This is a genomic window from Nocardiopsis sp. CNZ308, assembly GCF_004217075.1.
Genome location: NZ_SHKJ01000001.1, coordinates 3,546,423 through 3,570,969, shown reverse-complemented (window position 1 = coordinate 3,570,969; position 24,547 = coordinate 3,546,423). Strand labels below are relative to the sequence as shown.

At 73.4% G+C, this 24,547-nt stretch carries 21 protein-coding genes; 8 read left to right on the top strand and 13 right to left on the bottom strand.

Going from position 1 to position 24,547, the window contains the following annotated elements; genetic code table 11:
- Positions 1–16 precede the first annotated feature (16 nt).
- A complete protein-coding gene (locus tag EV372_RS15575) occupies positions 17–1,057 on the top strand; it encodes an oxygenase MpaB family protein (RefSeq protein ID WP_130396563.1) in 1,041 nt (346 codons plus the stop codon).
- Positions 1,054–2,493 (top strand): MFS transporter, encoded by a 1,440-nt coding sequence (locus EV372_RS15570; RefSeq protein ID WP_197044262.1) that lies wholly within the window; start codon positions 1,054–1,056, stop codon positions 2,491–2,493. Before EV372_RS15575 ends, EV372_RS15570 begins: the two co-directional genes overlap by 4 nt.
- Before the next feature lie 38 nt (positions 2,494–2,531).
- Here the strand turns inward: EV372_RS15570 and dprE2 are convergent, their stop codons facing one another.
- The 4 genes from dprE2 to pgfA form a co-directional block, all read right to left on the bottom strand.
- Positions 2,532–3,284, bottom strand: a complete 753-nt coding sequence (gene dprE2 / locus EV372_RS15565) for a decaprenylphospho-beta-D-erythro-pentofuranosid-2-ulose 2-reductase (protein ID WP_130396562.1) — start codon at positions 3,282–3,284, stop codon at positions 2,532–2,534.
- A gap of 78 nt (positions 3,285–3,362) precedes the next feature.
- Positions 3,363–4,730, bottom strand: coding sequence for an FAD-binding oxidoreductase (gene dprE1 / locus EV372_RS15560; protein ID WP_130396561.1), 1,368 nt, complete (start codon positions 4,728–4,730; stop codon positions 3,363–3,365).
- Positions 4,727–5,704, bottom strand: coding sequence for a decaprenyl-phosphate phosphoribosyltransferase (locus tag EV372_RS15555; RefSeq protein WP_130396560.1), 978 nt, complete (start codon positions 5,702–5,704; stop codon positions 4,727–4,729). Before EV372_RS15555 ends, dprE1 begins: the two co-directional genes overlap by 4 nt.
- A 72-nt stretch (positions 5,705–5,776) precedes the next feature.
- The gene (gene pgfA / locus EV372_RS15550; RefSeq protein WP_130396559.1) at positions 5,777–6,700 is read right to left on the bottom strand and encodes a cell envelope lipid trafficking protein PgfA; all 924 of its coding nucleotides are present in this window, start codon (positions 6,698–6,700) and stop codon (positions 5,777–5,779) included.
- Between the two features lie 172 nt (positions 6,701–6,872).
- Between pgfA and EV372_RS15545 the strand changes: the two genes are divergently transcribed.
- Positions 6,873–8,192, top strand: a complete 1,320-nt coding sequence (locus EV372_RS15545) for an acyltransferase family protein (RefSeq protein ID WP_130396558.1) — start codon at positions 6,873–6,875, stop codon at positions 8,190–8,192.
- Here EV372_RS15545 and EV372_RS15540 read toward each other — a convergent pair.
- A complete protein-coding gene (locus EV372_RS15540) occupies positions 8,189–10,249 on the bottom strand; it encodes a hypothetical protein (protein WP_130396557.1) in 2,061 nt (686 codons plus the stop codon). The genes EV372_RS15545 and EV372_RS15540 overlap by 4 nt on opposite strands.
- Before the next feature lie 134 nt (positions 10,250–10,383).
- Here EV372_RS15540 and EV372_RS15535 point away from each other — a divergent pair, with 134 nt between their 5' ends.
- Complete coding sequence (locus EV372_RS15535; RefSeq protein WP_130396556.1) at positions 10,384–11,157, top strand: class I SAM-dependent methyltransferase; 774 nt, start codon at positions 10,384–10,386, stop codon at positions 11,155–11,157.
- Positions 11,154–11,912, top strand: a complete 759-nt coding sequence (locus EV372_RS15530; RefSeq protein WP_130396555.1) for a class I SAM-dependent methyltransferase — start codon at positions 11,154–11,156, stop codon at positions 11,910–11,912. The genes EV372_RS15535 and EV372_RS15530 overlap by 4 nt, the downstream gene beginning before the upstream one ends.
- Positions 11,913–12,050: 138 nt before the next feature.
- Here EV372_RS15530 and EV372_RS15525 read toward each other — a convergent pair whose 3' ends face one another.
- Both EV372_RS15525 and EV372_RS15520 read right to left on the bottom strand, forming a co-directional pair.
- Positions 12,051–13,535: an aldehyde dehydrogenase family protein gene (locus EV372_RS15525; RefSeq protein WP_130396554.1), complete on the bottom strand. Its 1,485-nt coding sequence runs from the start codon at positions 13,533–13,535 to the stop codon at positions 12,051–12,053.
- Between the two features lie 126 nt (positions 13,536–13,661).
- Positions 13,662–14,927 carry a hemolysin family protein gene (locus EV372_RS15520; protein WP_130396553.1) on the bottom strand — a complete coding sequence of 422 codons (1,266 nt, stop codon included), beginning with the start codon at positions 14,925–14,927 and terminating at the stop codon, positions 13,662–13,664.
- Positions 14,928–15,222: 295 nt separating this feature from the next.
- Here EV372_RS15520 and EV372_RS29445 point away from each other — a divergent pair, with 295 nt between their 5' ends.
- From EV372_RS29445 to EV372_RS15510, 3 genes are read left to right on the top strand one after another with little or no spacing between them, the layout of a single operon-like run.
- A complete protein-coding gene (locus EV372_RS29445; protein ID WP_486483983.1) occupies positions 15,223–15,915 on the top strand; it encodes a hypothetical protein in 693 nt (230 codons plus the stop codon).
- Entirely contained in the window at positions 15,825–16,445 is a 621-nt protein-coding gene (locus EV372_RS29440; RefSeq protein ID WP_486483982.1) for an alpha/beta hydrolase, read from the top strand. The genes EV372_RS29445 and EV372_RS29440 overlap by 91 nt, the downstream gene beginning before the upstream one ends.
- A 13-nt stretch (positions 16,446–16,458) precedes the next feature.
- Positions 16,459–16,959, top strand: coding sequence for a hypothetical protein (locus EV372_RS15510; protein ID WP_165435992.1), 501 nt, complete (start codon positions 16,459–16,461; stop codon positions 16,957–16,959).
- Between the two features lie 15 nt (positions 16,960–16,974).
- On the opposite strand, the gene ligD is transcribed toward EV372_RS15510, so the two are convergent.
- The 6 genes from ligD to EV372_RS15480 all read right to left on the bottom strand — a co-directional run bounded on the left by ligD (position 16,975) and on the right by EV372_RS15480 (position 24,492).
- Positions 16,975–17,853, bottom strand: coding sequence for a non-homologous end-joining DNA ligase (gene ligD, locus EV372_RS15505; protein WP_130396552.1), 879 nt, complete (start codon positions 17,851–17,853; stop codon positions 16,975–16,977).
- Between the two features lie 156 nt (positions 17,854–18,009).
- Positions 18,010–18,954: an electron transfer flavoprotein subunit alpha/FixB family protein gene (locus EV372_RS15500; protein ID WP_130396551.1), complete on the bottom strand. Its 945-nt coding sequence runs from the start codon at positions 18,952–18,954 to the stop codon at positions 18,010–18,012.
- A gap of 34 nt (positions 18,955–18,988) precedes the next feature.
- Positions 18,989–19,768 (bottom strand): electron transfer flavoprotein subunit beta/FixA family protein, encoded by a 780-nt coding sequence (locus tag EV372_RS15495; protein WP_197044261.1) that lies wholly within the window; start codon positions 19,766–19,768, stop codon positions 18,989–18,991.
- A gap of 461 nt (positions 19,769–20,229) precedes the next feature.
- Positions 20,230–22,518 carry a protein kinase domain-containing protein gene (locus EV372_RS15490; protein ID WP_253796557.1) on the bottom strand — a complete coding sequence of 763 codons (2,289 nt, stop codon included), beginning with the start codon at positions 22,516–22,518 and terminating at the stop codon, positions 20,230–20,232.
- 384 nt (positions 22,519–22,902) lie between these two features.
- Positions 22,903–23,691, bottom strand: a complete 789-nt coding sequence (locus EV372_RS15485; RefSeq protein WP_130396550.1) for an enoyl-CoA hydratase/isomerase family protein — start codon at positions 23,689–23,691, stop codon at positions 22,903–22,905.
- A gap of 57 nt (positions 23,692–23,748) precedes the next feature.
- Positions 23,749–24,492: an energy-coupling factor transporter transmembrane component T family protein gene (locus tag EV372_RS15480; RefSeq protein WP_130398941.1), complete on the bottom strand. Its 744-nt coding sequence runs from the start codon at positions 24,490–24,492 to the stop codon at positions 23,749–23,751.
- Positions 24,493–24,547: the final 55 nt, after the last annotated feature.

Below are 24,547 nucleotides of genomic sequence, written 5' to 3'. Positions count from 1 at the left end.
CCCGAAGGAACCGCGGATGAAGCGTTTCGACCTCAGAGACGAGATCCACCACCTGGACCACGAGGCCGACTGCGTACGGATCATGCAGATCCTCAACTCCCAGGAGTTCCCCTGGGACATGGGCCGGGCGCTGGGCATCGCCCTGTACCGCACCTACGCCGTGCCCAGCATCGGCGAACTCCTGGGCCGCACCGACGAGTTCACCGGCAGCACCCAGAAGCGCTACGACGACACCGCGCTGATCCTCAGCAACATGATGCGGTACGGGTTCGAGCCCGGTCAGGGCCGCGACGCGCTGCGCCGGATGAACCAGATGCACCGCTCCTACGACATCAGCAACGACGACTACCGCTACGTGCTCAGCACCTTCGTGGTCATGCCGGTGCGCTGGATCAACGACCACGGCTACGGCTGGCGCAGGCTGAGCCAGCACGAGATCTCGGCGATCACGCACTACTACCGCAGGCTCGGCCGGTACATGGGGATCAAGGACATCCCCGAGACCTACGAACAGTTCCGGGAGCTCCTCGACTCCTACGAGCGCGAGCACTTCGCCTACACCGAGGGCGGCCGGGCCGTCTCCGACGCCACCCTCGACCTGATGGTGTCCTTCTACCCGCCGCGCGTGTCCGGGCTGGCCCGGAAGTTCTCCATGGCGATCCTGGACGAGTCGCTCATCGAGACCTTCCGCTACGAGCCGCCCAGCAGGGCGTGGCGGCGGACGGCGGACCTGGCGCTGAGGCTGCGGGCCCTGGTGGTGCGCCGGATGAAGCCGCGCGAGGAGCCGCTGTGGGCGGAGGACAACCCGAACATCCGCAGCTACCCGAAGGGGTACGACGTCAACCGGATCGGCACCTTCCCGGCGGGCTGCCCCGTGGCGCACGACGTGGACCCGGTGGGGCACGAGGAGCTGTACGGCGACGGCGGCGGGGAGGGCGGCGCGGCTCCCGAGACCCGGGAGGCTCCGGGGACGGCACGGCCCGCCGCGGAGGCCTCCCCCGCCCCGGGGACCCGGGAGGCTCCTGAGGCAGCGGCCTCCGCGGACGGGCGCGCGTGACCGCCGCGGCCGACTCCGCGGCGTCCGGGGGTGACGGGCCCGGGGGCGCCGCGGTGGGAGGAGCCGCGGCCGGGGCGACCGCGCCGGAGGCCGCCGCCCGGGGTACGGTCGGCGGGCCGGGCGCTCCGCTGCCCCGTTCCGTGCACGCCTGGTACGGCAGCGGCGCGGTGGCCACGGGGATCTTCAACACGGTGCCCGGGCTGCTGCTCCTCATCTACCTGACCGACACGCTCGCGGTGAGCCCCGCCCTGGCCGGGGCGGTGGTGCTCCTGCCCAAGGTGGTCGACCTTCTGGTCAGTCCGTATATCGGGATCTGGTCGGATAGGACGCGTTCGCCGTGGGGGCCGCGGCGCCCGTGGATGCTGGCGGGGGCGCTGACCCTGCCGGTGCTGTTCGCCGCGATGTTCGCCGGGCCGCCGCTGGAGGGCGGCTCCGCCGCGGTGTACGTGGCGGCCGTGTTCGTGGCCGCCGCGCTGGCCTCGTCGGTGTTCCAGGTGCCGCACACGGCCATGCCCGGGGAGATCACCTCCGACTACCACGAGCGGTCCACGTTCAACACGTGGCGGACCGCGTTCGTCGGGCTCGCCCTGATGCTGGGCGGCGCCCTGGCGCCGGTCGTCCAGTCGGCCCCCGCGGACCCGGTGGCCGGGTACCGGCTGATGGGCCTGCTCATGGGCTGCGTGGTGCTGGTGTCGATGCTGGGCTCGGTGGTGGGCACGCGCCGGGCGCCGCGCCCGGTGTTCGCGCACCGCACGGAGGGTCTGGCGGCCCAGCTGCGGGTGGCCTTCGCCCACCGGCACTTCCGGGTGCTCTTCCCCGCCAACCTCCTGATGGCCACGGCGGGCGGCACCATGGTCGCGGGCGTGCCGTACGTGACGGCCAACGTCATGGGAGAACCGGGCTACACGAGCGTGCTCATGGTGTGCGTGCTGGTGCCGCTGATCGCGTCGGCCCCGCTGTGGCGGCGGCTGTCCCTTCGGGTGGACAAGCGCCGCGCCGCAGGGTACGCGGCGGCGGTGTTCGCCCTGGGCGGTCTGGGCCTGCTGCTCATCCCGATCTGGGGCCTCCCCGGCGCCGTGCTGTCCTCCGTGCTGGTGGGCGCGGGCCTGTCGGGGACGACGCTGCTGCCGTGGTCGATGCTGGCCGACTGCCTGGCCACCGCCGACGCCTCCGGGCGGCGGCAGGGCGGCGTGCTCTCGGGCGTGTGGACCGCCGGGGAGGCCATGGCGCAGTCGGTGGGAACCGGGCTGCTGTCGCTGGCCCTGGCGGTGAGCGGCTACGTGGAGTCCGGGGCCGGGGAGGCGGTCCGGCAGAGCGACGAGGCGCTGCGCGGCATGCTGGTCGGCAGCACGCTGGTGCCCGCCGCGGTGATGCTGTCCTGCCTGGTGCCGCTGGCGTTCTACCGGCTGACCGCCGAGGATGCGGCCCCGAGCTGACCGAGGGCGTGGCTGGCGCGGCACCCGGGGTCCCCGCCTCAGCGGCCCAGGCGGCGCCACAGCGGGCGCGGGAGCAGCCTCATCCCCGCGAAGAGCGGCTGGAGCACGCGCGGCGCCCACACGGTGGTGGCCCCCGAGCGCAGCCCGGCCGACACCGCGTCCGCGACCTGGCCCGGTGTGGCCGGGAAGGGGGCGGGCGCCACGTGCGCCGACATCCGCGTCGGCACGTAGCCCGGCCGCACCACCAGCACCCGCGCGCCGGACCCGTGCAGGGAGTCGGCCAGGCCCTGCGCGAAGCCGTCCAGGCCCGCCTTGGCCGACCCGTACACGAAGTTGAACCTGCGCACCCGCACCCCCGCCACGGAGGAGAGCACCACGAGCGTCCCGTGGCCCTGCTCGCGCAGGCGGGCGGCCACGGCCAGGTCGGCGGACACGTGCCCGGTGTAGTTGACGGCGGCGGCGCGGGCGGCGGCGGCCGGGTCGGCCTCGTACTCGGACTGCTCGCCCAGCACCCCGAACGCGTCCACCACCACGTCCAGGTCGCCCACCAGCTCCACCGCGGCCGCCACGGTACCGGTGTGGGTGTCGGGCAGAGCGGCGTCGAAGTCCACCGAGTGCGTCCGCGCCCCGAGGGCGGTGAGCGCGCCCGGCGGCGAGGGCACCCCGCCCCGGGCGGCCAGCACCACCTCGCGGGCGCCCTCGCGGACCAGCCGTTCGACGATGGCCAGGCCGATCTCGCTGCGGCCGCCGAGCAGCAGCACGCTCCGCACCGCTCCCACCGAGTCGCGCACGGCTGTCCCTGCCTTTCCGGAGTGTGCGTCCCCGGCTGCCGGGGACGGCCGTCATCGTGCCACCGAAGGGCCGAACTGTCACAGCAGTCGCAGTCGGCGGGCCAGGTCCGAGACCAGGACCCCGTCCGGGTCGGCCCGCCCGCGCACCCGGCGCCACGCGGGCAGCCCGGGGTACATGGCGTGCACGGCCTCGGGGCTGGCCCGGCTGTCCTTGGCCAGGTACAGGCGGCCCCCCGCGCCGACCACGCGCTCGTCGAAGCGGTGCAGCAGGGGGCCGAGACCGGGCAGGTCGGCGGGCAGGTCCACGGCCAGCGACCACCCCGGCCGGGGGAAGGAGAGCGGTCCCGGCGTGGGCCGACCCATCCTCTTGAGGACCGCCAGGAACGAGGGCGCGCGCGTGCGCGACAGCTCGCGGGCGATCCACTCCAGGACGCCCTGCGCGCCGAAGGGCACCACGAACTGGTACTGCACGGCGCCGTGCCTGCCGTACAGCCGGTTCCACCCGTCGAGCGCGTCCAGCGGGTGGAAGTAGCCGCCCACCGGCTGGATCCGGCCGCGCCGCCTCCTGGGCGCCCGGCCGTGTTCGAGGGCGTTGAACGCGCCGACGGTCCACCGGTTCAGGGTCGCCGTCGGCGGGGTCAGGGGCGGCACGGGCAGGCTCGCGCTCCGGTACCGCAGCGGGTCGCGGCGCAGCGGTTTCGGGAGGTCGCCGGGTTCGGCGTGGTGGGCGCGGGTGACCACGCCCCGGCCCAGGCCGCCCCCGCGTGCGAACAGGTCCAGCCAGGCCACCGAGTACCGGTGGCCGGGGCGCGCCATCAGCTCCAGGGTGGCCTCCAGGTCCCGCGTCCGGTCGGTGTCCACCCGCATGTACGCGGTCCGGACCGGGAGCACGCCCAGGGTGGCCTCGGTGACCACCCCGGTCAGGCCCATGCCGCCGACGGTCGCCCAGAACAGGTCGGGGTCGCCGCCGGGCCCCGGTCCCAGGCGGCGCGTGCGCCCGTCCGGGGTGACCAGGGTGAGGGAGCGCAGGTGCGCGCCCAGGGAGGAGTCGGTGTGGTGGTTCTTGCCGTGGACGTCGGCGGCGACCGCCCCGCCCAGGGTGACGCGGCGGGTCCCGGGGGTGACGGGGACGAAGAGGCCGCGGGGCAGCAGGTGTGCGAGCAGGGCGTCCACGCTGGTGCCCGCGGGGGCGGTGACCTCGCCGCGTCCGGCGTCCACGCGTACGGGGCCGGTGAGCCCGGTGCAGTCCAGCACCAGGCCCCCGGCGTCCTGGGCGGCGTCGCCGTAGGAGCGCCCGAGCCCGCGCGGCAGCGCCCCGCGCTCCCCCGCCCGGGCGAGCGCCTCGGCGACCTGGGCGGGCGTGCGGGGGCGCACGACGCGGGCGGCCGTGGGCGCGGTGCGTCCCCACCCGCGCAGGAGGACCGGCCGGTCCGGCGGCGGGTTCACAGGTGGATCCCCGTTCCGACCAGGACCGCGAGTCCGCAGAGGATGAGCTGGAGGGGCCGGTCGCGCAGGGCGATCTCCTCGGGCTCCTCCCCCACTCCCCGGTCCACGAGCAGGTTGTAGCGCAGGACGAACATGATGAACGGCACGATGCTCAGCGCGTGGAAGAGCGTCCTGGGCCCGTCGCCCGGTTCCAGCGCCCACAGGCAGTAGGTGACGATCATGGCGCCCGAGGCCATGGTGCGGGTCTGGGAGAGGTAGGCGGTGCTGTAGCCGCGCAGGGCGGGCCGGACCGCGGCCGCCGCGGCGGCCGCTCCCCCGGGGGCGTCGCCGTTCCCGACGGTCGCGGCGGACGCGGCACCGGACGCGCGCAGTTCGGCCTCGCGCTTGCCGACCACCACCAGGAGCGCGGCCAGCGACACCACGATCACGAACCACGAGGTCAGCGGCACGCCGACGGCCACCCCGCCCGCCACCGCGCGCAGCACGTGGCAGGCGGCGACCGCGACCAGGTCGCACACCACCAGGTCCCGCAGGTAGCGGGTGTAGACGAGCGTGAGCAGCACGTACCCGGCGACCAGCGCGGACAGCACGGGGTCGCCCAGCGCCAGGGAGGCCAGCGGCGCGGCCGCGCTGAGCGCGGTCCCGACCGCGACGGCCACGGGGACGGGGAGCGCGCCGGAGGCCACCGGGCGGTGGCGCTTGCGCGGGTGCGCGCGGTCGCGTCGGGCGTCGTGGACGTCGTTGAGCAGGTAGGTGCCGCTGGCGGCCGCGCAGAACAGGGCGAACACCGCCGCGCTGGTCAGCAGCGCGCCGGTCTGCGTCAGGGCTCCGGCCGCGGCGGGCGCGGCCAGGACGAGGAGGTTCTTGAGCCACTGCCGGGGGCGGCACGCGCGGACGAGCGCGCCGACCGTCCCCCCGTCGCCGCGCGGAGCCCCGGCCGCCGCGGGCCCCGTGGCCCGCGTCCTCTCCGTCACCGGGGCCGGGGGGCGCGGTGACGCACGCCGACGCGCCCGTCCGGGCGCGTCGGCGAGGGGCGGGTGCGGGGGTCAGTTGTGGTGGTCACGACGGCGGCCCGTGACGAACAGGACGACCGCGACGCCGATGAATCCGACACCGGCGACGAGGCAGACGACGGGCAGGGTGGTCTGGAGGAGGGGCAGCACGGTGCGTCCCTGCTCGGATTTGGCGACCGCGTTCTGGACGGACTCGTCGTTGGAGACGAGTGCGGCGTCGAACAGCGTCAGGACCTCCTCGCCGTCCACGACGACGACGCGGTTCTGGTCCTCGCTGATCTTGAGGGGGGAGCCGGTGACGGGCTCGATCCAGTAGGTGCGGGTGATGGAGAAGACCTCGTCGCCGGTGACGTCGCCCTCGCCCTCCATCCCGGCCACCGAGCGGGGCAGGGTGCGCTCGCCGATGACCTCGTCCTCGACCTCCTGGACGAACCTGTAGGCCTCGACGCCCCCGACCTCCTCGATCCCCTGGAACTCCATGGGGACGACCTCCCGCGCGGTGGTCTCGTAGAAGTCGTAGTCGCGCTGCTCGGTGAAGAAGGGGAACTTCCAGGCCTGGCCGCTCTGGGCGACGGAGTCGTCGTTGACCATGGAGTCGCAGCAGTCGACCACCTCCCCGGTGACGCGGTCGTGCCCGGCGCGGCGGCTGCTGGAGGTGATGCCGAAGTCGGTCTCGGCGTCCCTGACCCAGGTGAACTGGTCCCACACCACCGTCTCGTCGGTGCTGGACGCCACGTCGGCCCGGATGGTCGAACGCGCCTCCAGGGTGGCGTCCTCGACGAGCTCGACGTCCTCGATGTTGAAGTAGGTGGCCCCGTCGGCCTCGAGGACCGTTTCGCTGTAGTAGTCCAGAGGGGTCTTCATCAGGGAGCTCGACAGCCACGTGCGCATCATGGGGGCAAAGGCGAGGAAGAAGACCCCAAACGCGACGAGAACGACCGCAACAGTACGGCGCATGTGCCCTCCTGGGCGTATGAGAGTCCAGATCTGGAACTGGGTCTAGTGGAACTAGGTTCAGTTCCGGGTAGAGTACTGCCCAGTAGCGAACGACGTCACCAGGGCGTGTCGAAATTTTTATAACGCGTTCTAGTGCTACTCGTTCCTCCCTCCACCCAGTCCGGGAAGGCCCATGGCGCCCACCTCCTCCTCCGCGCCCGGGGACCCCGCCGCCGGTGTCCACTTCGCCAGCGCGCGCACCCCCGACCCCTCGTCGGTGCTGCCGCAGGTCGACGGCCGCCACGAGTCCCTCGACGGCGTCCGCGCCGTGGCCGCCCTGATGGTCCTGGTCTTCCACGTGGCCACCGAGACCGGCGACTCCCTGGCGCCGGGGGTGCTGGGCGGTCTGCTGTCCGCCTTCGACGTGGCCGTGCCGCTGTTCTTCGCGCTCTCGGGCGTGCTGCTGTACCGGCCCTGGGCCCGCGCGGCCCTGGACGGGGTGCGCGGGCCGCGCGCCCGCCCCTACCTGTGGCGCCGCGCCGTGCGCGTCCTGCCCGCCTACTGGCTGGTGGCCGTGACGGCGCTGCTCGTCTACTCCCGCGACGAACTCGGCTCGCTCCGGTACTGGTGGGAGGTCCTGACCCTCACCTTCCCCTTCAACACCGATCCGCCGTGGGTGGGCACCGGCCCCTACGGCCTCGGCCAGATGTGGAGCCTGTCGGTGGAGGTCAGCTTCTACCTGCTGCTCCCGCTGTTCGGGCTGGGCCTGGCCCTGTGGGCGCGCGGCGGCCGGAGCGTGGACGCCCGGGGCCGGAGGCTGCTCGCGGGCCTGGGGGTCATGGCGCTGCTGGGCCTGGCCGCGCTGGTCCCGCAGTTCTATCCCGAGCCCCGCGAGTACATGCACGCCTGGCTGCCCCGGGCCGCGGGCCTGTTCGCCGCCGGCATGGCGCTGGCCGTGCTCTCGGAGTGGGCCTGGCGCGAACCCGGCGCCGACGGCCCCGTGCGCCGCCTGTGCCGGACCCTGGGCTCCTCCCCCGGTGTGTGCTGGCTGGTCGCGGGCGGGTTCTTCGCCCTGAAGGCCACCGAGGCCTCCGGCGGCCGCTTCATCGGCTCCGGCGACATCTGGACCTCGGCCGTGGACTCGCTGGCCGGGATCGGGTTCGCGTTCTTCCTGATCGCCCCGTGCGCGCTGGCGCCGCGCCCGGCGGGGCCCGCCCTCCCGCTGCGGGAGGCGCGGGCCTGGCGCGGGGGTCGGTGGCTGGACTCGCTGCTGCGGCACCGGGTGTGCCAGTTCCTGGGGCGGATCTCCTACGGCGTGTTCCTGTGGCAGTTCATGGTGCTCTACCTGTGGCGCGACTTCACCGGCCAGGAGATCTTCACCGGGTCGTTCTGGCTGGACGCGGTGCCGGTGACGATCGGGACCGTGCTGCTGGCCGCCGCGAGCCACCGGTGGGTGGAGGAGCCCAGCCGCCGGTGGTCCCACCGCCTCTCCCGCCGACGGTCCTCCCCCTAGCCCCCCGCCCGGCCGTCCTCCTCGGGCGCCCACGGGTTGCCCTCCACCGTCGGCGCCATGCCGCCCACCGACACCCAGTCCAGGCACAGCCCGCCCCGGTCCTCGGGGTCCTCGGGCACGAACACCGACAGCTGCTCGCCGGGGGCGCCCGCGGGCACGTACCAGGTGCCGTTCTCCTGCGCGGCGGGCAGCTCGACCTCGATCCAGTCGTCGCCCAGCGCCACCACCACGTCGACGTCCTCCTCGGCCGTGTAGCCGAGCGTGACGACCTGGGCGACGCCGCCGTGCGCCTCCACCGGCCAGGAGACCAGCCCCTCCCAGGGCTCCAGGCACCCGTCCGCGGGCCCGGGTGCGAACATGTCGCTGTCGTCGGAGGGCCGCGCCGGGACCAGGAACCCGGCGTCGTTGAACACGTACGCGGTGGCGGCCTCCTCGGGCACGGCCATCCGCTCGGCCACGTCGTCCGACGCCAGCGGCGGCAGCACCCACGAGCTCAGGCGGCGCTGGCCGTTCCACTCCAGGACCACGTCCTCGGGGACCGGGCGCGCGTACAGGCCGCCCTCCTCCGGAACGTCCGCCAGCGCCGTGCGCACCGTGTCCAGGTACCACTGGAGGCGGTCGCCGCTCAGGGTCCGGGCGTAGGCGTGGGTGGAGTAGCCCGCCGCCACCGCGTACACCGCCGTCGCCAGCGCGGCCGCGACCCGGGCGGCGCGCCGGGGCCGCACGCGGTAGGGCTCCCCGCCCGCCGGGGCCGATGAGGCCCCGCCGACCAGGGCGCGCGCCCGCTCCTCCCTGGTGGGCAGGTAGGCCAGGGCCAGGCACAGGGCGAACACCAGCGCCGCGTCGGCCACGTACCGGGGGTCGGCGGCGGCCACGTCCTGGAACCGGCCGCGCGCGATGATCGTCGGGATGACGTCCACGACCACCAGGTAGACCAGCAGCAGCGCCCAGGCACGCCACGCCCCGCGCCGCATCCGCAGGCTGACCAGCACGATCACGGCGAAGACCGCCCAGGCGGCCAGCACGGTCACGTCCGGCACGTCGACCAGGCCGCCGGTCGGGGTGACCGGGCCCCACTCCAGGGGTCCGCCCAGGGCGCCGACCGGGAACACCTCGGTGAGCAGTCCGCGCAGCATCGTCAGGGCGGGCTCGCTCTGGGGCACGCCCGCGCCCTCCCCGCCCCCGGCCGCGCGCATCCGCACCAGGTAGAACACCGCGTAGGCGGCGAACAGCGCGCCCATCGCCGTCCAGAACGGGCGGTGCAGGGCCCAGGCGCGCCGGGTCCCGGCGACGAGCCCGCCGGGGTAGAGGTGGGCGACGGCCACGGCGAACAGCACCGGTGGCAGGAACATCGCCTTGACCGTGAACAGCATGCCGAACACGACGGCGCCGACCGCCCGCCAGGCCAGGCGGTGGTCGTCCGTGCGCAGGTAGCGCACGGTCCACAGCACGGCGAGCACCAGGGCCAGCTGGAGGGGGACCGCGTTGAGCGCCGCCGACCACCAGCCCAGCACGGGCACGGTCAGCGGGGCCAGCGCGTACACGGTCAGCGGGACGAGCAGCGCCCAGCGGCGGCCGAACAGCTCCCACACCAGGCGCAGGAACCCCACCAGCGCGGCGGCCTGGAGGGCGAGCATCGTGCCCGCGCTGACCCACCACTCGTAGGGCCACAGGGCGGTCTGGAGGTAGACCAGGAACAGCGCCCCGGGCATCAGGTGGCCCTTGTGCAGGGTGAGCAGGTAGTCCGGCCCCAGGTCGCTGGCGTGGGCGTTGGCGAAGAAGAGGTAGTCGTCCTCCACGAAGTAGGACTCGCCGAGCACGTAGGCCCGCAGCCCCACGGCCCCCAGCACCACCACCAACCCCACCAAGACCAACCGGTCGCGGGCCAGGCGGCGGGCGGCGGCCCACGCGGCGCGGACCGCCCCGCCGGGGCCGGGGCCCTTCCCCCGGGGTTCCTCAGAGGGGCGGCGTACCCTGGGTGCCCCGACCGGGCCGGGCCGCTCGGCCTCGGCGCCCGGACCGTCGTGCCCGCGCGCGGTGGGGGGAACAGGCGGCATCGGCATCTCTCCCGCCGTAGTTGGCCGATCCGGAGAAGGGGTGCCAGAATACAACACGTTCCACTTTTTTCCTGGACCCTTGTCGCAGGCCTCTCCGGCCTGGATGCCCGGAACAGGAACACGATCCAGGTGTCGTGTTCCGGCGGGTCGCGAGCACCGTGGAGGTGATGCGGGTGGGACTCGAACAGGTCCGCCGCGACTGGACGCGGCTGGGTTCGGCCGAACCCCTGTGGGCGGTGTGTGTGGACCCCGCCAAGAGGGGCGGCGGCTGGGACGACGACGAGTTCCTCGCCTCCGGACGGGCCGACATCGACCCGTCCGTCGCCCGCCTGGAGGAGCTGGGCATCCGCCCCGCGGGGGGCCGGGTGCTGGACTTCGGGTGCGGCGCGGGACGGCTGTCCAACGCCCTGGCCGCGCACTTCCCCGAGGTCGTGGGGGTGGACATCTCCGCGCCGATGCTGGAGGAGGCCCGCCGCCTGGACCGCTCCGGGGGACGGATCGAGTTCGTGCTGAACGAGCGCCCGGACCTGTCGGTGTTCGGGGACGCCTCCTTCGACCTGGTCTACACCGACCTGGTCCTCCAGCATTTGCCGCCCACTCTGGCCGAGGGCTACGTGCGCGAGTTCGCGCGGGTGCTGCGCCCCGGCGGCGCCATGGTGCTGGGCGTGCCCGAGTCCGAGCGGCGCACCTTCAAGGGGCTGGTGTTCCGGTACGCGCCGTGGCCGCTGGTGGCCCTCGCCCAGCGGGTGCTGCTGCGCTACCCGGCGCCGATGCGGATGCACACCCTGCGCACCGGGCGGATCGCCGAGCTGGTCCCGGGCGGCCGGATCGCCGCCTCCGACGAGTACTGGGGCGGCGACCACTGGCGCCACCTGCGCCACTTCGTGGTGCTGGAGGCGGGCACGTGACCGCGAACGCCGCAGACGGGGGCACCGTCCCCTTCCGCGCCACCCTGGGCCGGTCGGTGCGGCTGTTCACCGCCTTCCGCGGGGAGCAGACCGACCCGGCGTCCTTCTACGGCACGCTCGCCCGCGACACCGTCGCCCAGCTGCGCTCCTACACGCCCCTGGACGGCAGGCTCGTGGTGGACGTGGGCGGCGGCCCGGGCTACTTCGCCGACGAGCTGAGGGCGGCCGGGGCCCGCTGCCTGTGCGTGGACGCCGACGCCCACGAGATGACGCTGCACGGGCGCGACGCCGACGCGTACGGCGTCCAGGGCAGCGCCCTGGACCTGCCGCTGCGCAGCGGTTCGGTGGACGTGTGCTTCTCCTCCAACGTGCTGGAGCACGTGCCGGACCGGACGCGGATGGCCGACGAGATGGTGCGGGTGACCCGGCCGGGAGGGCTGGTGTACCTGTCGTACACGCTGTGGCTGTCCCCGTGGGGCGGGCACGAGACCTCGCCGTGGCACTACCTGGGCGGCGCGTACGCGGCGGAGCGGTTCGCGCGGCGCCACGGACGTCGGCCCAAGAACGACTTCGGCCGCACCATGTACGCCGCGCACGCCGGGGAGATGCTGCGCTGGACGCGCGGGCGCACCGACGTGGACGTGGTGGACGTGCGCCCCCGCTACCTGCCCGGATGGGCCAGGCCGGTGGTGCGGGTGCCGCTGCTGCGCGAGGTCGTCACCTGGAACCTGCTGCTGGTCCTGCGCAGGCGCTGACCGGCGGGCCCGGGGTCTGGCCGGTGGGGCACGTGGGGCTCCGACCCGCGGCGGCCCCGTGCTCATGGCGGGGTCGGGCGGTCGGGACCCGCCACGGGTACGAGGTCGCGGCGAGGGAAGCGGGAGGTCCGGACCCGCTCACTCCGGGCCGAACGGCGTCCTGCGGCGCGTGTGCTGGAGGCTGACCCAGTGGTCGGCGGTGAACTCCTCCATCGCCCACTCGCCGCCGAACCGGCCGATCCCGGAGTGGTTCTCGCCGCCGAAGGCGGTGTTGGCCTCGTCGTTGAGCGTGGAGTCGTTGACGTGCGTCATGCCCGCCCTCAGGCGGCGGGCGAAGCGCACCCCCCGCTCGGCGTCGCGGGTGTGCACCGCGCTGGACAGCCCGTACTCGGTGTCGTTGGCGATGCGAAGTGCGTCCTCCTCCCCCTCGGCGCGGATGACCGTGGCCACCGGGCCGAACACCTCCTCGGCCGCGCTCGGCGCGCTGTTGTCGGCCAGCAGCAGGTGGGGCGGCAGGACCCTGCCCGCCGGGCCGGTCGGTTCGCCGGACAGCAGGAGCCGTGCGCCCTGCTCGACGGAGCGCTCGACCACGTCCCGCACGCCCGCGCAGTGCTCGTCGTCGATGACGGGGCCGATCTGGGTGGCGGCGTCGGAGGGGTCGCCCACCCGCAGCGCCCGGGCGCGCACGAGCATCCGCTCGACCAGCTCGTCGTGGACGGCGGCGGTGGCCACGACCCGGTTCGTGGCCATGCAGATCTGGCCCTGGTGGTAGTAGGAGCCGAACACGGCGGCGTCCGCGGCCAGGTCGAGGTCGGCGTCCTCCAGCACCACCAGCGGCCCGTTGCCGCCGAGTTCGAGTGCGCGCCTGGTGAGCGGTGCCTGCCGGGCGATGTGGCGGCCGACCTCGGTGGAGCCGGTGAACGAGATCATCCGGCAGAGCTCGTGGGTGGCCAGGGCGTCGCCGATCTCGCCGCCCCTGCCGACGACCACGTTGACCACCCCGGGCGGCAGCCCGGCCTCCTCGTAGATCCGGGCGAGCAGCAGCCCGCCCGTGACCGGGGTGTTCTCGGCGGGTTTGAGGACCACGGTGTTGCCGAGGGCGACGGCGGGCGCGACGGAGCGGTGGGAGAGCTGGAACGGGAAGTTCCACGGGCTGATCACCGTGACCACGCCGAGGGGTTCGCGGTAGACGCGGTTCTCCTTGCCCGGGGTGATGCCGGGCAGGATCCGGCCCATGACCCGCGTGGGGTAGGAGGTCACCTCGACCATGCCGCTGCGCACCAGCCCCCACTCGAACTCGGCGCGCTCACGGATCGCCCCGGCCTCGTGGACCAGCCAGTCGACGATCTCCTCTCGGCGCGCGTCCAGGACGCGCAGGGCGCGGACGAAGACCTCGGCGCGCTCGGCGGCGGGGGTAGCGGCCCAGCCCGGCCACGCCCGCTGCGCCTCGCGGTAGGCCAGGTCCACGTCGCCCTCGTCGGCCAGGCGGAACTCGGTCAGGACCGTGTCGTCGTAGGGGTCCACGTCCCGGACGACGCTCCCGGACGACCCGTGCCGCCACTGGTCCCCGATCGGCATCCGGTCCAGTCCCGTGTAGGCGTCCGGCCTGCGGTCCGCGTGCATCGGCCCTCCCCTGCTTCGGCGTCACTGGTGCCACGGTCACCCCTGCCCGGGGCGCGGGCAACGGGACTTGCCGCCTCTTGGCCAACTGTTCAGCGACTCCGCGACCGCCCTTGTCGCCCGGTGTCCTCAGCGGGCGGGGGTGAGCAGGAGTTCGCTGACGACGCGGCCGTCGGCCTCGGTGACCGTGGCCGTCCAGCCGCCCAGGTCCACGCTCTCCCCGGGCTCGTCGGGGATGTGGCCGAGCAGGACCAGGACCATCCCGGCGACGGTCACGTAACTGCCCCGGGGCCGGTCGGTGAGGACGACGCCGAGGTCCTCCAGCTCGTGGACGGGGTACACGCCGGGCAGGCGCAGGGCGCCGCCGTCCAGCCGGGCGGGGGCGCGCTCGTCGGTGTCGGTCTCGTCGTAGATCTCGCCGACGACCTCCTCCAGCAGGTCCTCCAGGCTCACGATGCCGCTGACCTCGCCGCTCTCGCCGATCACGACGGCCAGCTGCTGGCGTTCGGCGGTGAGCCGGTGCAGGGCGGCGGAGACCGTCAGCGAGTCGGGCAGCAGCAGCGGTTCGCGGGCCAGCTCCCGGGCCGTGCCCTCGCCCCGCAGGAGGTCGGACCAGTGCACCACGCCGACGATGTCGTCCACGTCGCCCCGGCCGACCACCGGGGCGCGCGAGTGGCCGTGCTCGGCCAGGAGCAGGGCCGCCTCGCACGCGGGCAGGTCGGCCGGGACGGTGTCCACGTCGGGGCGCGGGACCAGGACCTGGCGCAGCGTCCGCCCGGTGATGTCGAAGGCCCCGGAGAGGATGGTGCGCTGTTCGGGGGTCATCTGCCCCTGGGCCTCGATCATGTCGCGCAGCTCCTCCTCGGTGGCCTCCTCCCTGGCGCCGTGCGGGTCGACCCCGCCGAGCCGGACGACCAGGTCGGTGGAGGCGCTGAGCAGCCAGATCGCGGGGCGCGAGAGCAGCGCCAGCGCGTTGAGCGGGCGGGCCACGAGCAGCGCCCAGGGCTCGGCGCGCTGCATGGCGATGCGCTTGGGCGCGAGTTCGCCCAGGACCAGGGTGACGAAGGTGAGCACGACGGTGACCAGCACGACCGACACCGGGGCCGCGTAGGAGCCGAGGAAGCCCAGCGGCTCGACCAGCGGGCGGGCCAGGGAGACGGCGGCGGTGGCGGAGGCGAGGAAGCCCGCGAGGGTGATGCCGATCTGGATGGTGGCCAGGAACCGGTTGGGGTCGCGGGCCAGCCGGGCCACCGCGCGCCCGCCCGGGCCGCGCTCCTCCAGCCGCCTGATCTGCCCCTCCCGCAGCGTGATCAGGGCGATCTCGCTGCCCGCGAACACGGCGTTCACCACGACCAGGACCAGGACGAGGCCGATCTGGGCCCCGATGCCCTCCATGGGACTCCCCCGCGGTCGACTGTCGGTGTCTGGAGCTGGCATTCCTTCCCCGAAACCCGCGGGCCACACCATCCGGGGCCGTCGTCCGCGCACCGCACGGGCCCCGCCCGCGGCGCGGCCTGACCGCATGCGGACAAAAACGAGCCCGAATGGCCTCCCGTTCACTTCAGCGCTGTTACCGCAGGTAGGAACGCACAGAGGTCACCGCGAAGGGCGACTGTCCCCTCCGGAGGGCTCTTACGCACCTGTTGCAACCTTCCTCTCCGATACCCCTCTTTCACCCTCTGGAGTTCCCGTGTCCGGTCCGACCGGCGTCAACCCCGTCGACGCCATGTCCGAGGCCCAGGAGGCCGAAGCCCTGGCCGAGGCGATGGTCTTCCTCGGCACCGACTTCGAGGCCGCCGTCGAAGGCCTGACGGGAGCCGTGTCCGAGCACGTGGCGGGCGGCCTGGACGACTACGACCTCGACACCATGGAGCACATCCGCAGGGTCGCCCAGAACGGCGTCAACCTGTGGTGGACCTCGATGACCGAGGAGGAGCAGGAACAGGCCGTGCGGGACCATCCCGAGCTGCTGCGCGAGCTCGACGGCATCCCGGCGGCCGTGCGCGACCGGCTGAACCGCGACCACCTCGACGACGAGATCGAGCGGTTCGAGGAGGAGATCGCCGAGCGGGACGAGGAGATCCGGGAGACGGCGGCCCGGGGCGGCAACGGGTCCGACGCGATCGCGTTGGGCATGGCGAACGACGACACGCTCGACGACCAGCTCGCGGAGCTGAAGGAGCTGCGGGAGAGCCTGGGGGACGAAAGCGCTGACAGGTACCTGCTGGCTCTGAACACCGAGGGCGACGGGCGGGCGATCGTGGCCAACGGCAACCCGACACCGCCGACAACGTGGCGACCCTGGTGCCGGGCACCACGACGACCTGGGAGAGCGTCAACGACCAGGTGGGGCGAGGAGACAGCCTCATGGAGTCCGCGTTGAACGCGGACCCGAACGGCAGCCACTCCGTGATCAGCTGGATCGGGTACGACGCCCCCAACGTTCCCGAGGCGGCCTTCGAGGGACGGGCCGAGGACGCGGTCAGCGAGCTGAGCGGATTCCAGGACGGGCTGCGCTCCACCCACCAGGGACCGCCGTCCCACAACACCGTCATAGGCCACAGTTACGGTTCCACGGTGGTCGGGCACACCGCGCAGAGCGACGCCGGGCTCGACACGGACGAAGTGATACTCGTGGGCAGCCCCGGAACCAATGCCGACCACGTGACCGACCTCAACCTTCCCGCCGAGGACGTGCACGTCTCAACGGCGGAGAATGACGGCATCACCAACTTGACGGGCCTCACGCACGGCATGGATCCGACCGATCCGGAGTTCGGGGCGAACGTGTTCGAGTCCGACCCTGGCAGCGAGGGCGGCACGTGGCCCCTCGGTGACGCCCATTCGGAGTACTTCGACGAGAACACGAGTTCGCTGAGGCACATGGGCTCCGTCATCGCGGGACAAGAGTAGGGACGATCACCTGATGAGCCGAGCACGACACTGGGTGTGCGCCGCCGTTCTCACGGGGGTGGTGGCCGGTTGCGGTTCCAACGCACCGGAGGAGACCGGAGGGGGAGAGACCATGAACCAGGACGAGGCAGCGGAGAACGTCCGGGAGCACATCGACAAAGCGGTGACCGTGCTGCCCGAGACCCTGGAACTTCAACTGGTGGGCGGGGTCAACATCGCCGCCTGCGATGATCCCACCGACGGCGGCCCCGAGGGCCGCGTCACGGTGGGCCGTTCCTACTGGTTGGACGGCCTGCCCGTCGAGGACAACGAGGCCAACATCGACCTCCTGACCGAGTACTGGGCCTCCAACGGCTACCGCGTGCTGACCGACTCCCGTCCGGACGACGTATTCGTCTCCGTGGAGAACGAGGAGGACACCTTCAGGATGTCCGTCCAGGCCAGCGTCGAGGGACACCTCTCCATCGGCGCCTCGTCCCCCTGCGTCTGGCCCGAGGGCACCCCGGACTCCTGACGCCACGGGCGAGCCTCAGCCCAGCCGCTCCAGGGCCCCGCGCGGGGAGCGGGCGTGCCCGCCCATCCCCGCGAACGGGCACTCCTCGCGCTCCAGGCCGATCGTGAAATCCCGGGCCGTCTCCACCTTCTCCAGGCCCTCCCAGGTCAGGGGCGCCGCGATCGGCGCACCCGGCCTGGCCCGCACCGAGTACGGCACCACCGCGAGCTGTTCGCGGCCGTTGCGCAGGTAGTCCACGAACAGCCGGTCCCCGCGCGCGGCCTTGCGCACCTCGGTGGTCAGCTCGTCCGGCCGCCGGGCCGCCACCCGGTCCGCGACCGCCTCCGCGAGCACGCGGACCTCCTGGTCGTCGGCCTCGGGCCGCAGCGGCGAGCGCACATGCAGTCCCCGGGAGCCGCTGGTCATCACGTAGGCGGCCAGGCCCAGGTCGTCGAGCACCTCCCGTACGTCCCGCGCCGCGGCGCGGCAGGCGGCGAAGTCCTCGGGGCCGTCCCCGGCGGGGTCGAGGTCGATCACCATCCGGTCGGGCAGGCCCAGCCTCGGCTCCCGGGACTGCCAGGCGTGCAGGGTGACCGCCGCCTGGTCGGCGCACCAGACCAGCGCGGCCGCGTCCTGGCACAGCATCATCCGGCCGCCGCTGGTGTCCACGGTCCGCACCCAGTCCGGGACCGACGGGTGCTTGACGAAGAACCCCTGCGCGTCGATCCCGTCGGGGAAGCGCGCCAGGGCCACCGGCCGGTCGCGCACGTGCGGCAGCATCAGGGGTGCGATCCGGGCGTGGTACCGCGCCAGGTCCTCCTTGGTCGCCCCGCCCTCGCCGAACAGCGGCTTGCCGGGCCTGCGCACCTCCACCACGCGCCGTCCGGCGCGCACCTTCGCGGTCTCCGTCGCCATGGCCTCCCCGTTCGCCGCCGTGCGGCCCGCCTACCCGGGCTGCGGCCCCGGAAACGGCCCCCGGAAACGCGAACGCCCGGCCGGGGAGGTCCCTGGCCGGGCGTTCGGGGGTCGGCGCGGTGCTGTGCCCTGCGCCTGTCGACCCGCGCCTGTCGGCTACTTGCGCTTGTTGATCTCCTCGGTCAGCTGCGGGGTGACCGCGTGCAGGTCGCCCACGACGCCGAAGTCGGCCAGCTCGAAGATCGGGGCCTCGGGGTCCTTGTTGACCGCCACGATGTTCTTGGCGGTCTGCATGCCCGCGCGGTGCTGGATCGCGCCGGAGATGCCCAGGGCCACGTACAGGTTCGGGCTGACCGTCTTACCGGTCTGGCCGACCTGGAACTGGTTCGGGTACCAGCCGGAGTCGACGGCGGCGCGGGAGGCGCCCACGGCCGCGCCCAGCGAGTCGGCCAGGTTCTCCACGACCGAGAAGTCGTCGGAGCCCACGCCGCGTCCGCCGGAGACCACGATGGCGGCCTCGGTGAGCTCGGGGCGCTCGCCCTGCTCCTCGTGGACGCGCTCGACGACCTTGGCCGTCCTGGCGGCGTCGGAGACCTCCACCGACACCTGCTCCTCGGCGGCGGCGCCGGAGGCGGCCTCGGCCGGGACGGAGTTCGGGCGGACCGCGACGACCGGCACGCCGGTGCGCACGCGGGCGTGGGTGATGGTGGTGCCGCCGAAGATGCTGTGCTCGGCGACGACCTCGGCGTTGACGTCCACGACGTCGGTGAGCACGCCCGAGCCCAGCTTGACGGCGGTGCGGCCCGCGATCTCCTTGTTCTCGGCGGTGGCCGAGACCAGGATGGCGGCGGCGCCCTTGTCCTGGGCGAGCTTGGCGAGCAGCTCGGCCTTGGGGGCCACGACGTGGTCGTTCAGCTCGGCCGAAGCCACGTAGACCTTCTCGGCGCCGTACTCGGCCAGGGTGCCCCTGCCCGACTCGGCGCCGTCACCGATCCACACGGCCGCGGGCTCGCCGATGCGGCGGGCGGCGGTCAGCAGTTCGGTGGTGACCTTCTTGACCTGTCCGTCGACGTGGTCGACGAGGACGAGGACCTCAGCCATATCCCTTGAACCTTCCCTGAGTCTCTCGTTCGACCTAGACGAACTTCTTCTCGACGAGGAACTCGGCGATCTTCGCGGCGCCGTCGCCCTCGTCCTTGACCACCGTGCCCGCGGCGCGCGGCGGCGCGGCGTCGAAGTCGACGGTCTCGGTGGCGGCGTTGGCCAGACCCACCCTGGCCGTGTCGATGCCCGCGTCGGCGGCGGACTTCTTGTCCACCGGCTTCTTCTTCGCCTGCATGATGAGCTTGAAGGACGGGTAGCGCGGCTCGTTGATCTTCTCGACCACGGAGACGACCGCCGGGAGCTGGGCCTCGACGAGGTCGTAGCCGTAGTCGGTCTGGCGCTGGATCCTGATGGTGCTGCCGTCGATGTCGACCTTGCGGGCGAACGTGAGCTGCGGCAGGCCGAGGTACTCGGCGAGCGCGGCCCCGACGACGCCGGTGCGCGCGTCGGTGGACTCCGAGCCCAGGACGACCACGTCGAACTCGATGGTGCCCAGGGCCTGCGCGAGGGCGTAGGCGGTCTGGAGCGAGTCCGAGCCGTGGAGGGCGTCGTCGTTGACGAAGACGGCCTTGTCCGCGCCCATCGACAGGGCCTTGCGGATGGAGTCCGTGGCCTGGTCCGGTCCCATCGTCAGGATGGTGACCTCGCCGCCGTGCTTCTCCTTGAGCTGGAGAGCCTCCTCGATGGCGTACTCGTCGAGCTCGTTGATGACACCGTCGGACGCGGCGCGGTCCAGCGTCTTGTCATCGGCGTTGAGCTTCCGCTCGGTCGCCGTGTCCGGGACCTGCTTGACCAAAACGACAATATTCATGGCCGGTGGCCGACCTCCCTGCACTCCATGATCCGCCGTGCGGCGGCCGGACGCTGGCGCGCCCCCTACTGCCAACAATGCCGAATGCCGTTCGGTCATCCGACGGCGGGGCCGTCTTCACGTCCAGACAGGTCCCGCGATGTGCTCATAGCCCAGATGTTACTGGCTAGTAGCTTGGAGGCCAACCCCTGGCCCCCGGTGTGACTGAGGCAACCCTAACCAGCGCTGTACCGCCGGTACGCCGCTGATGCTCCGACCCGGGTCGGAGCGCCGGCGCCGGACACCGGTCGCGGGCGCCCGCCTCCCGCTCCCCACCCTAGTCGCCGCCGATCCCGCCGGAACCGGTCACACCACCGGTAACAGGTCGGGGTCTCCCACGCCCCGGAAGGACGCCGAAGGCCCCGGGCCGGAGCCCGGGGCCTTCGCGGTGCCCGGTGAGCCGTACGGCCGCCGGGCGGGGGTCACTGCCCGTCGAACCAGTCCGAGGGACCGCCGATCGGCACCCAGTCCGGAGCCGCCGACAGGCCGAACGACAGGATGAGCATGGTCAGGAGCACGAGGCCGATGCACACGCCGACGTAGACGTACAGGTTGCGGTAGTGGACCCGGCGCACCAGCCACACCGCCTGGTGCCGCGCCTCGCGCCCGCTCGGCATGACGTAGCTGAGCAGGATCATCACGAAGATCGCGAAGGCGCCGGTGTAGTTGGCGCCCTGACCCGGCACGTCCGCGACCCGCGCGTAGATCATGCCGACCAGGATGCCCGCCAGCAGGTAGACCAGCCCGAAGCCGAGCGTGCGCAGCGCCATGCGCCCGAAGGCCCACGGGAAGCTGAGCGCCACCACCATGTTGTCGGAGCTGCGCGGTCCGCGCGTCTGGAGGCGGCGGGCGTGCTCGGCCTTGACCACGTCCAGGGCGCCCAGCGCGGCGATGAGCACGACTCCCAGGATCAGCCCGAACCAGGGGAAGAGCAGCGACACACCGGCCACGGAGACCAGCATGGGCAGGATCGTCAGCGGGTGCATCCGCCACGACCGCTCCTCGTACTCCTCGCCCTCCTCGTCGGAGTCGTCCGGGAAGTAGTCGCTCACCCGGTCGTTGCCGCCGCGCCGGAACCGGCCCAGCAGTCCGCCGCGCCGCTCCTCGTACCCGTCCCCGTCGAACTCCTGAGTCTGGTTGCTGCCCCGGCCGTCGTCCACCGGGGTGAGGATGTCAGCGAAGTCGCCCTTGTGCAGCGGGGTGTTGAAGAACTGCGTGTGCGGGGCCTGGTAGCCCTCGTCCTCGCGCTCGTCGACGGGGCGCCGAGCGTACCCGTCCCGGTCCACCGGGTCCATCATCATCGTGCCCTGCGGGTCCTCGCGGGAGAACTCGTCGGGCTGGAAGTGCCGCGTGCCCAGCGCGTCGTCCGGTTCGTCGCGGACCGGGCTGATCCGCATCGTCCCCTGCGGGTCGTCCGGGTCGTCGGCGCCGCGCGGGGCGATGCGCTCGGTGCCCGGGAGCCCGTCGTCCTCGTCGTCCCAGCCGCGCCGGGCGCCCGAGAGGTCGTCGGTGGACTCCGGGTCGTCGGCGCGGCGGCCGTTCGCCGCGCCCGAGAGGTCGTCGGTGGACCCGGGGTCGTCGAGCAGACCCCCGGAGTGCGCGGCGGAGGTCGGGCGCGCGGGGTCCCCGGACGGGGACCAGGCGCTGGAGGCGGGGCCGCCGCTGGTGTGCGGGGGACCCCAGCCCTGGTCGCCCTGGGCCGCGCGACCGGCCAGGTAGCCCGCCGCACCGCCGAGCGCGGCACCGGCCGCGCCCGCCGCGGCGGCGCCGCCCAGGCCGCCGCTGCCCGGCTCCTCCCCCGTGCCCCCGGCCGTGGTCGGGTGGTACACGGTGTGGCTGCCGGTGAGCCCGCTGGGACGGCCTCCCGCGTCCTCGGTCCAGGGCAGGTCGAGGTTGAGGCGGCTGGCCTCCTCCAGCAGTTCCTCCGCCGTGGGGCGGCTGCGCATGTCGCGGGAGACGGCGCGGTTGACCAGCGGCCGCAGCGCCTCGTGCATCCCGTCCATGTCGATCTCGCCGTTGAGGATGCGGAAGAAGATGACCTCGAAGGTGCCCGCGCCGTAGGGCGGGCGGCCGGTGGAGGCGAAGGCGACGGTGCCGCCCCAGGCGTGGATGTCGGTGGCCGGACCCAGGTCGGTGCCCTCGATGACCTCCGGGGACAGGTAGCTGGGCGTGCCCACGAACGTGCCGGTCTGGGTCAGCTTGGCGCCGTCCACCGCGTGCGCGATGCCGAAGTCGATGACGATCGGCTCGCCGTTGGAGATGATCACGTTGCCGGGCTTGAGGTCGCGGTGGATCACGTCCACCGCGTGGATGTCCCGGATCGCGCGGGCCATGCCGGTGACGAAGCGGGTCAGGGCCCGGCCGCGCAGCGGGCCGTGGTTGGTGACCGTGGCGTCCAGGGTCGGGCCGGGGATGTGCTCGGTGACCACCCACGGCAGCTCGGCCTGGGTGTCGGCTTCGATGACCTCGGCCACGTTGGGGCTGTGCACGCGGCGCATGGTCTCGACCTCGCGGGCGAGGCGGGCCCGGGCGATCTGGTCGCCCGCGACCTCCGGCTTGAGGACCTTCACCGCGACGAACTGCTCGGTCCGGGGATCCTCGGCCTGGTACACCACGCCCATGCCGCCCTGCCCGATGCGGCGGCGGATGACGTAGTGGCCGATGCGCTCCGGCAGCTCCTCACCCATGGGGAAACCTGCCGACATTGCCATCGAGAACTCATCCCCTCAAAAGACCACATACCACCGCGTCCAGCTTAACGGCCGGGGGATGGGTCACCATTGGCTTGTTCGTCCCGTCTCGGGCCCGTGTGGTCGCTTCCGCACCGCCGGGCGTCCGGGGTTCAGGCGGCGCGTCCGTCCGGGGGCGACCCTCACGAGTATGACGGAAAACTGGCGTGGGCGGTTCCCTCCCTCCCGTCCGGACTGGCCGGATCCGGACGTTCGGCCGAACCCCCTGTGACACCGTTCGATCCAACGAGAGGGGCGAAAAGTTCTCGAATCCGCCGAAACGGTGGCGGGACGGACGGCACGGCACCGTGTGCCGCCGCCCCGACCTGCTGTTCCGGTGTCCGATCAGCTCCGTGCGGCGCCTCCTCAGCGCCCCTGGAAAACGGCCTTGCCGGGTCCCTGCTCGACGAAGCTGCGCATGCCGTCCTTCTGGTCCTCGGTCGAGAACAGACCCGCGAAGTGCAGGCGCTCGATCTCCAGACCGGTGTCCAGGTCCGTCTCCAGGCCCCGGTCCACCGCCTCCTTGGCCGCGGCCAGCGCGACGGCCGGGCCCTCGGCGTACCGGGCGACCAGCGCCACGGCGGCCCGGTAGACCTCCTCGTCCGGGACGACCTGGTCCACCAGGCCGATCTCCCGGGCCTCGTCCGCCTTCACGTGGCGGCCGCTGAAGATCATCTCCTTGGCCCGGGACGGACCGATCAGGCGGGGCAGGCGCTGGGTCCCGCCCGCACCGGGGATGACGCCGAGCTGGATCTCGGGCACGCCCAGCCTGGCCCCGGCCCCCGCGACGCGGAAGTCCGCGGCCAGGGCCAGCTCCAGGCCGCCGCCGAGCGCGTACCCGGTGACCGCCGCCACGACCGGCTTGGGGATGCGGGCCACCAGGTTCAGGGCGCCTTGGAGGTCGCGCGCGTAGCCCAGCATCCGCGCGGCGGTGAGGTCGGCCATCTCCTTGATGTCGGCGCCCGCGACGAACACCCGCTCGCCGCCGTAGACGACCACGGCGCGCACGTCCGGGTCCTTGGCGACCCGGGTCGCGGCCTCGGCGATCTCCGCGGTGAGCGCGGCGTTGAGCGCGTTCACCTTCGGCCTGTCCAGCCGGATCACGGCCACGGCCGGGTGGTCCGGATCGGTCTCCACACGCACGAACTCGCCCACGGTCCACTGCCCCTCACTACTCGGACGTCACTGTCTCCGAACTGCTTACCACCCGGTTCAGGAGAAGAGCAGCACCAGGGTGCCCAGCCGGGCGGACAGGGTGTAGGCCGCCGCCAGGAGCAGGGCGGCCCCCGCCAGCAGCAGCGTGTCCGCGGTCCGCCAGCGGCTCTCCCGGGCTCGGGTGCGCGGCCCGGTCCCGAAGGCGCGCGCGTCCATCGCCGCCGCCAGCAGCGTCCCGGTGCGGATGGAGCGCACCAGCAGGGCGAACAGGCGGCCGAAGAACAGCGTGACCGCCCTGACCGGGTTGCGACCGGCCTCCAGCCCGCGCGCCCTCCGCGCCAGCGTGATCGTGCGCCACTGGTCGGCGAGCAGCGGGACGAGCCGCAGCGCCGCCAGCACGCCCATGGCGGGCCGCTCGGGGACCCGGAGCCGCTGCACCAGGCCGTCGGCGGTCTCCGTGGGGTCGCTGCTCACGGCGGCGAGCAGTCCGGGCAGGGCGATGGCCAGCAGGCGCACCGCGGCGCCCAGCGCGCCCTCCGCGCCGTGCTCCCCGTACAGGTAGTTGACCAGCCCGCTGGAGAGCCCCATGAGCAGGAAGGGCCCGCCCAGGACGAGCAGGGTGCGCCGGTCGATCCCGCTGAACGGCAGGAGCAGCAGGACGCCCGCCAGCACCGTGCCGCCGGTGACGGCGTCCACGGCCGGGACCAGGCCCACGCCCAGCAGCAGGGCGGCGAGCAGTTTGGCCGCCGGGTTGAGCCCGACCAGCCAGAAGCGCGCACCGCCGTCCTCGGGCGCCTCCAGGGTGAGCGCGTCCCCTGCCGGGGGACCGGCCCCGCCCTGTCCTCGAACCCCCTGC

Bases quoted from the DNA above. Each gene is read 5' to 3' on its own strand.
- EV372_RS15510 (WP_165435992.1), top strand. From the start codon at position 16,459: ATGAGCCGAGCACGACACTGGGTGTGCGCCGCCGTTCTCACGGGGGTG.
- ligD (WP_130396552.1), bottom strand. From the start codon at position 17,853: ATGGCGACGGAGACCGCGAAGGTGCGCGCCGGACGGCGCGTGGTGGAG.
- EV372_RS15540 (WP_130396557.1), bottom strand. From the start codon at position 10,249: ATGCCGCCTGTTCCCCCCACCGCGCGCGGGCACGACGGTCCGGGCGCC.
- EV372_RS15545 (WP_130396558.1), top strand. From the start codon at position 6,873: ATGGCGCCCACCTCCTCCTCCGCGCCCGGGGACCCCGCCGCCGGTGTC.
- EV372_RS15575 (WP_130396563.1), top strand. From the start codon at position 17: ATGAAGCGTTTCGACCTCAGAGACGAGATCCACCACCTGGACCACGAG.
- pgfA (WP_130396559.1), bottom strand. From the start codon at position 6,700: ATGCGCCGTACTGTTGCGGTCGTTCTCGTCGCGTTTGGGGTCTTCTTC.
- EV372_RS15495 (WP_197044261.1), bottom strand. From the start codon at position 19,768: ATGAATATTGTCGTTTTGGTCAAGCAGGTCCCGGACACGGCGACCGAG.
- EV372_RS15525 (WP_130396554.1), bottom strand. From the start codon at position 13,535: ATGCACGCGGACCGCAGGCCGGACGCCTACACGGGACTGGACCGGATG.
- EV372_RS15490 (WP_253796557.1), bottom strand. From the start codon at position 22,518: ATGGCAATGTCGGCAGGTTTCCCCATGGGTGAGGAGCTGCCGGAGCGC.
- EV372_RS15520 (WP_130396553.1), bottom strand. From the start codon at position 14,927: ATGGAGGGCATCGGGGCCCAGATCGGCCTCGTCCTGGTCCTGGTCGTG.
- EV372_RS15500 (WP_130396551.1), bottom strand. From the start codon at position 18,954: ATGGCTGAGGTCCTCGTCCTCGTCGACCACGTCGACGGACAGGTCAAG.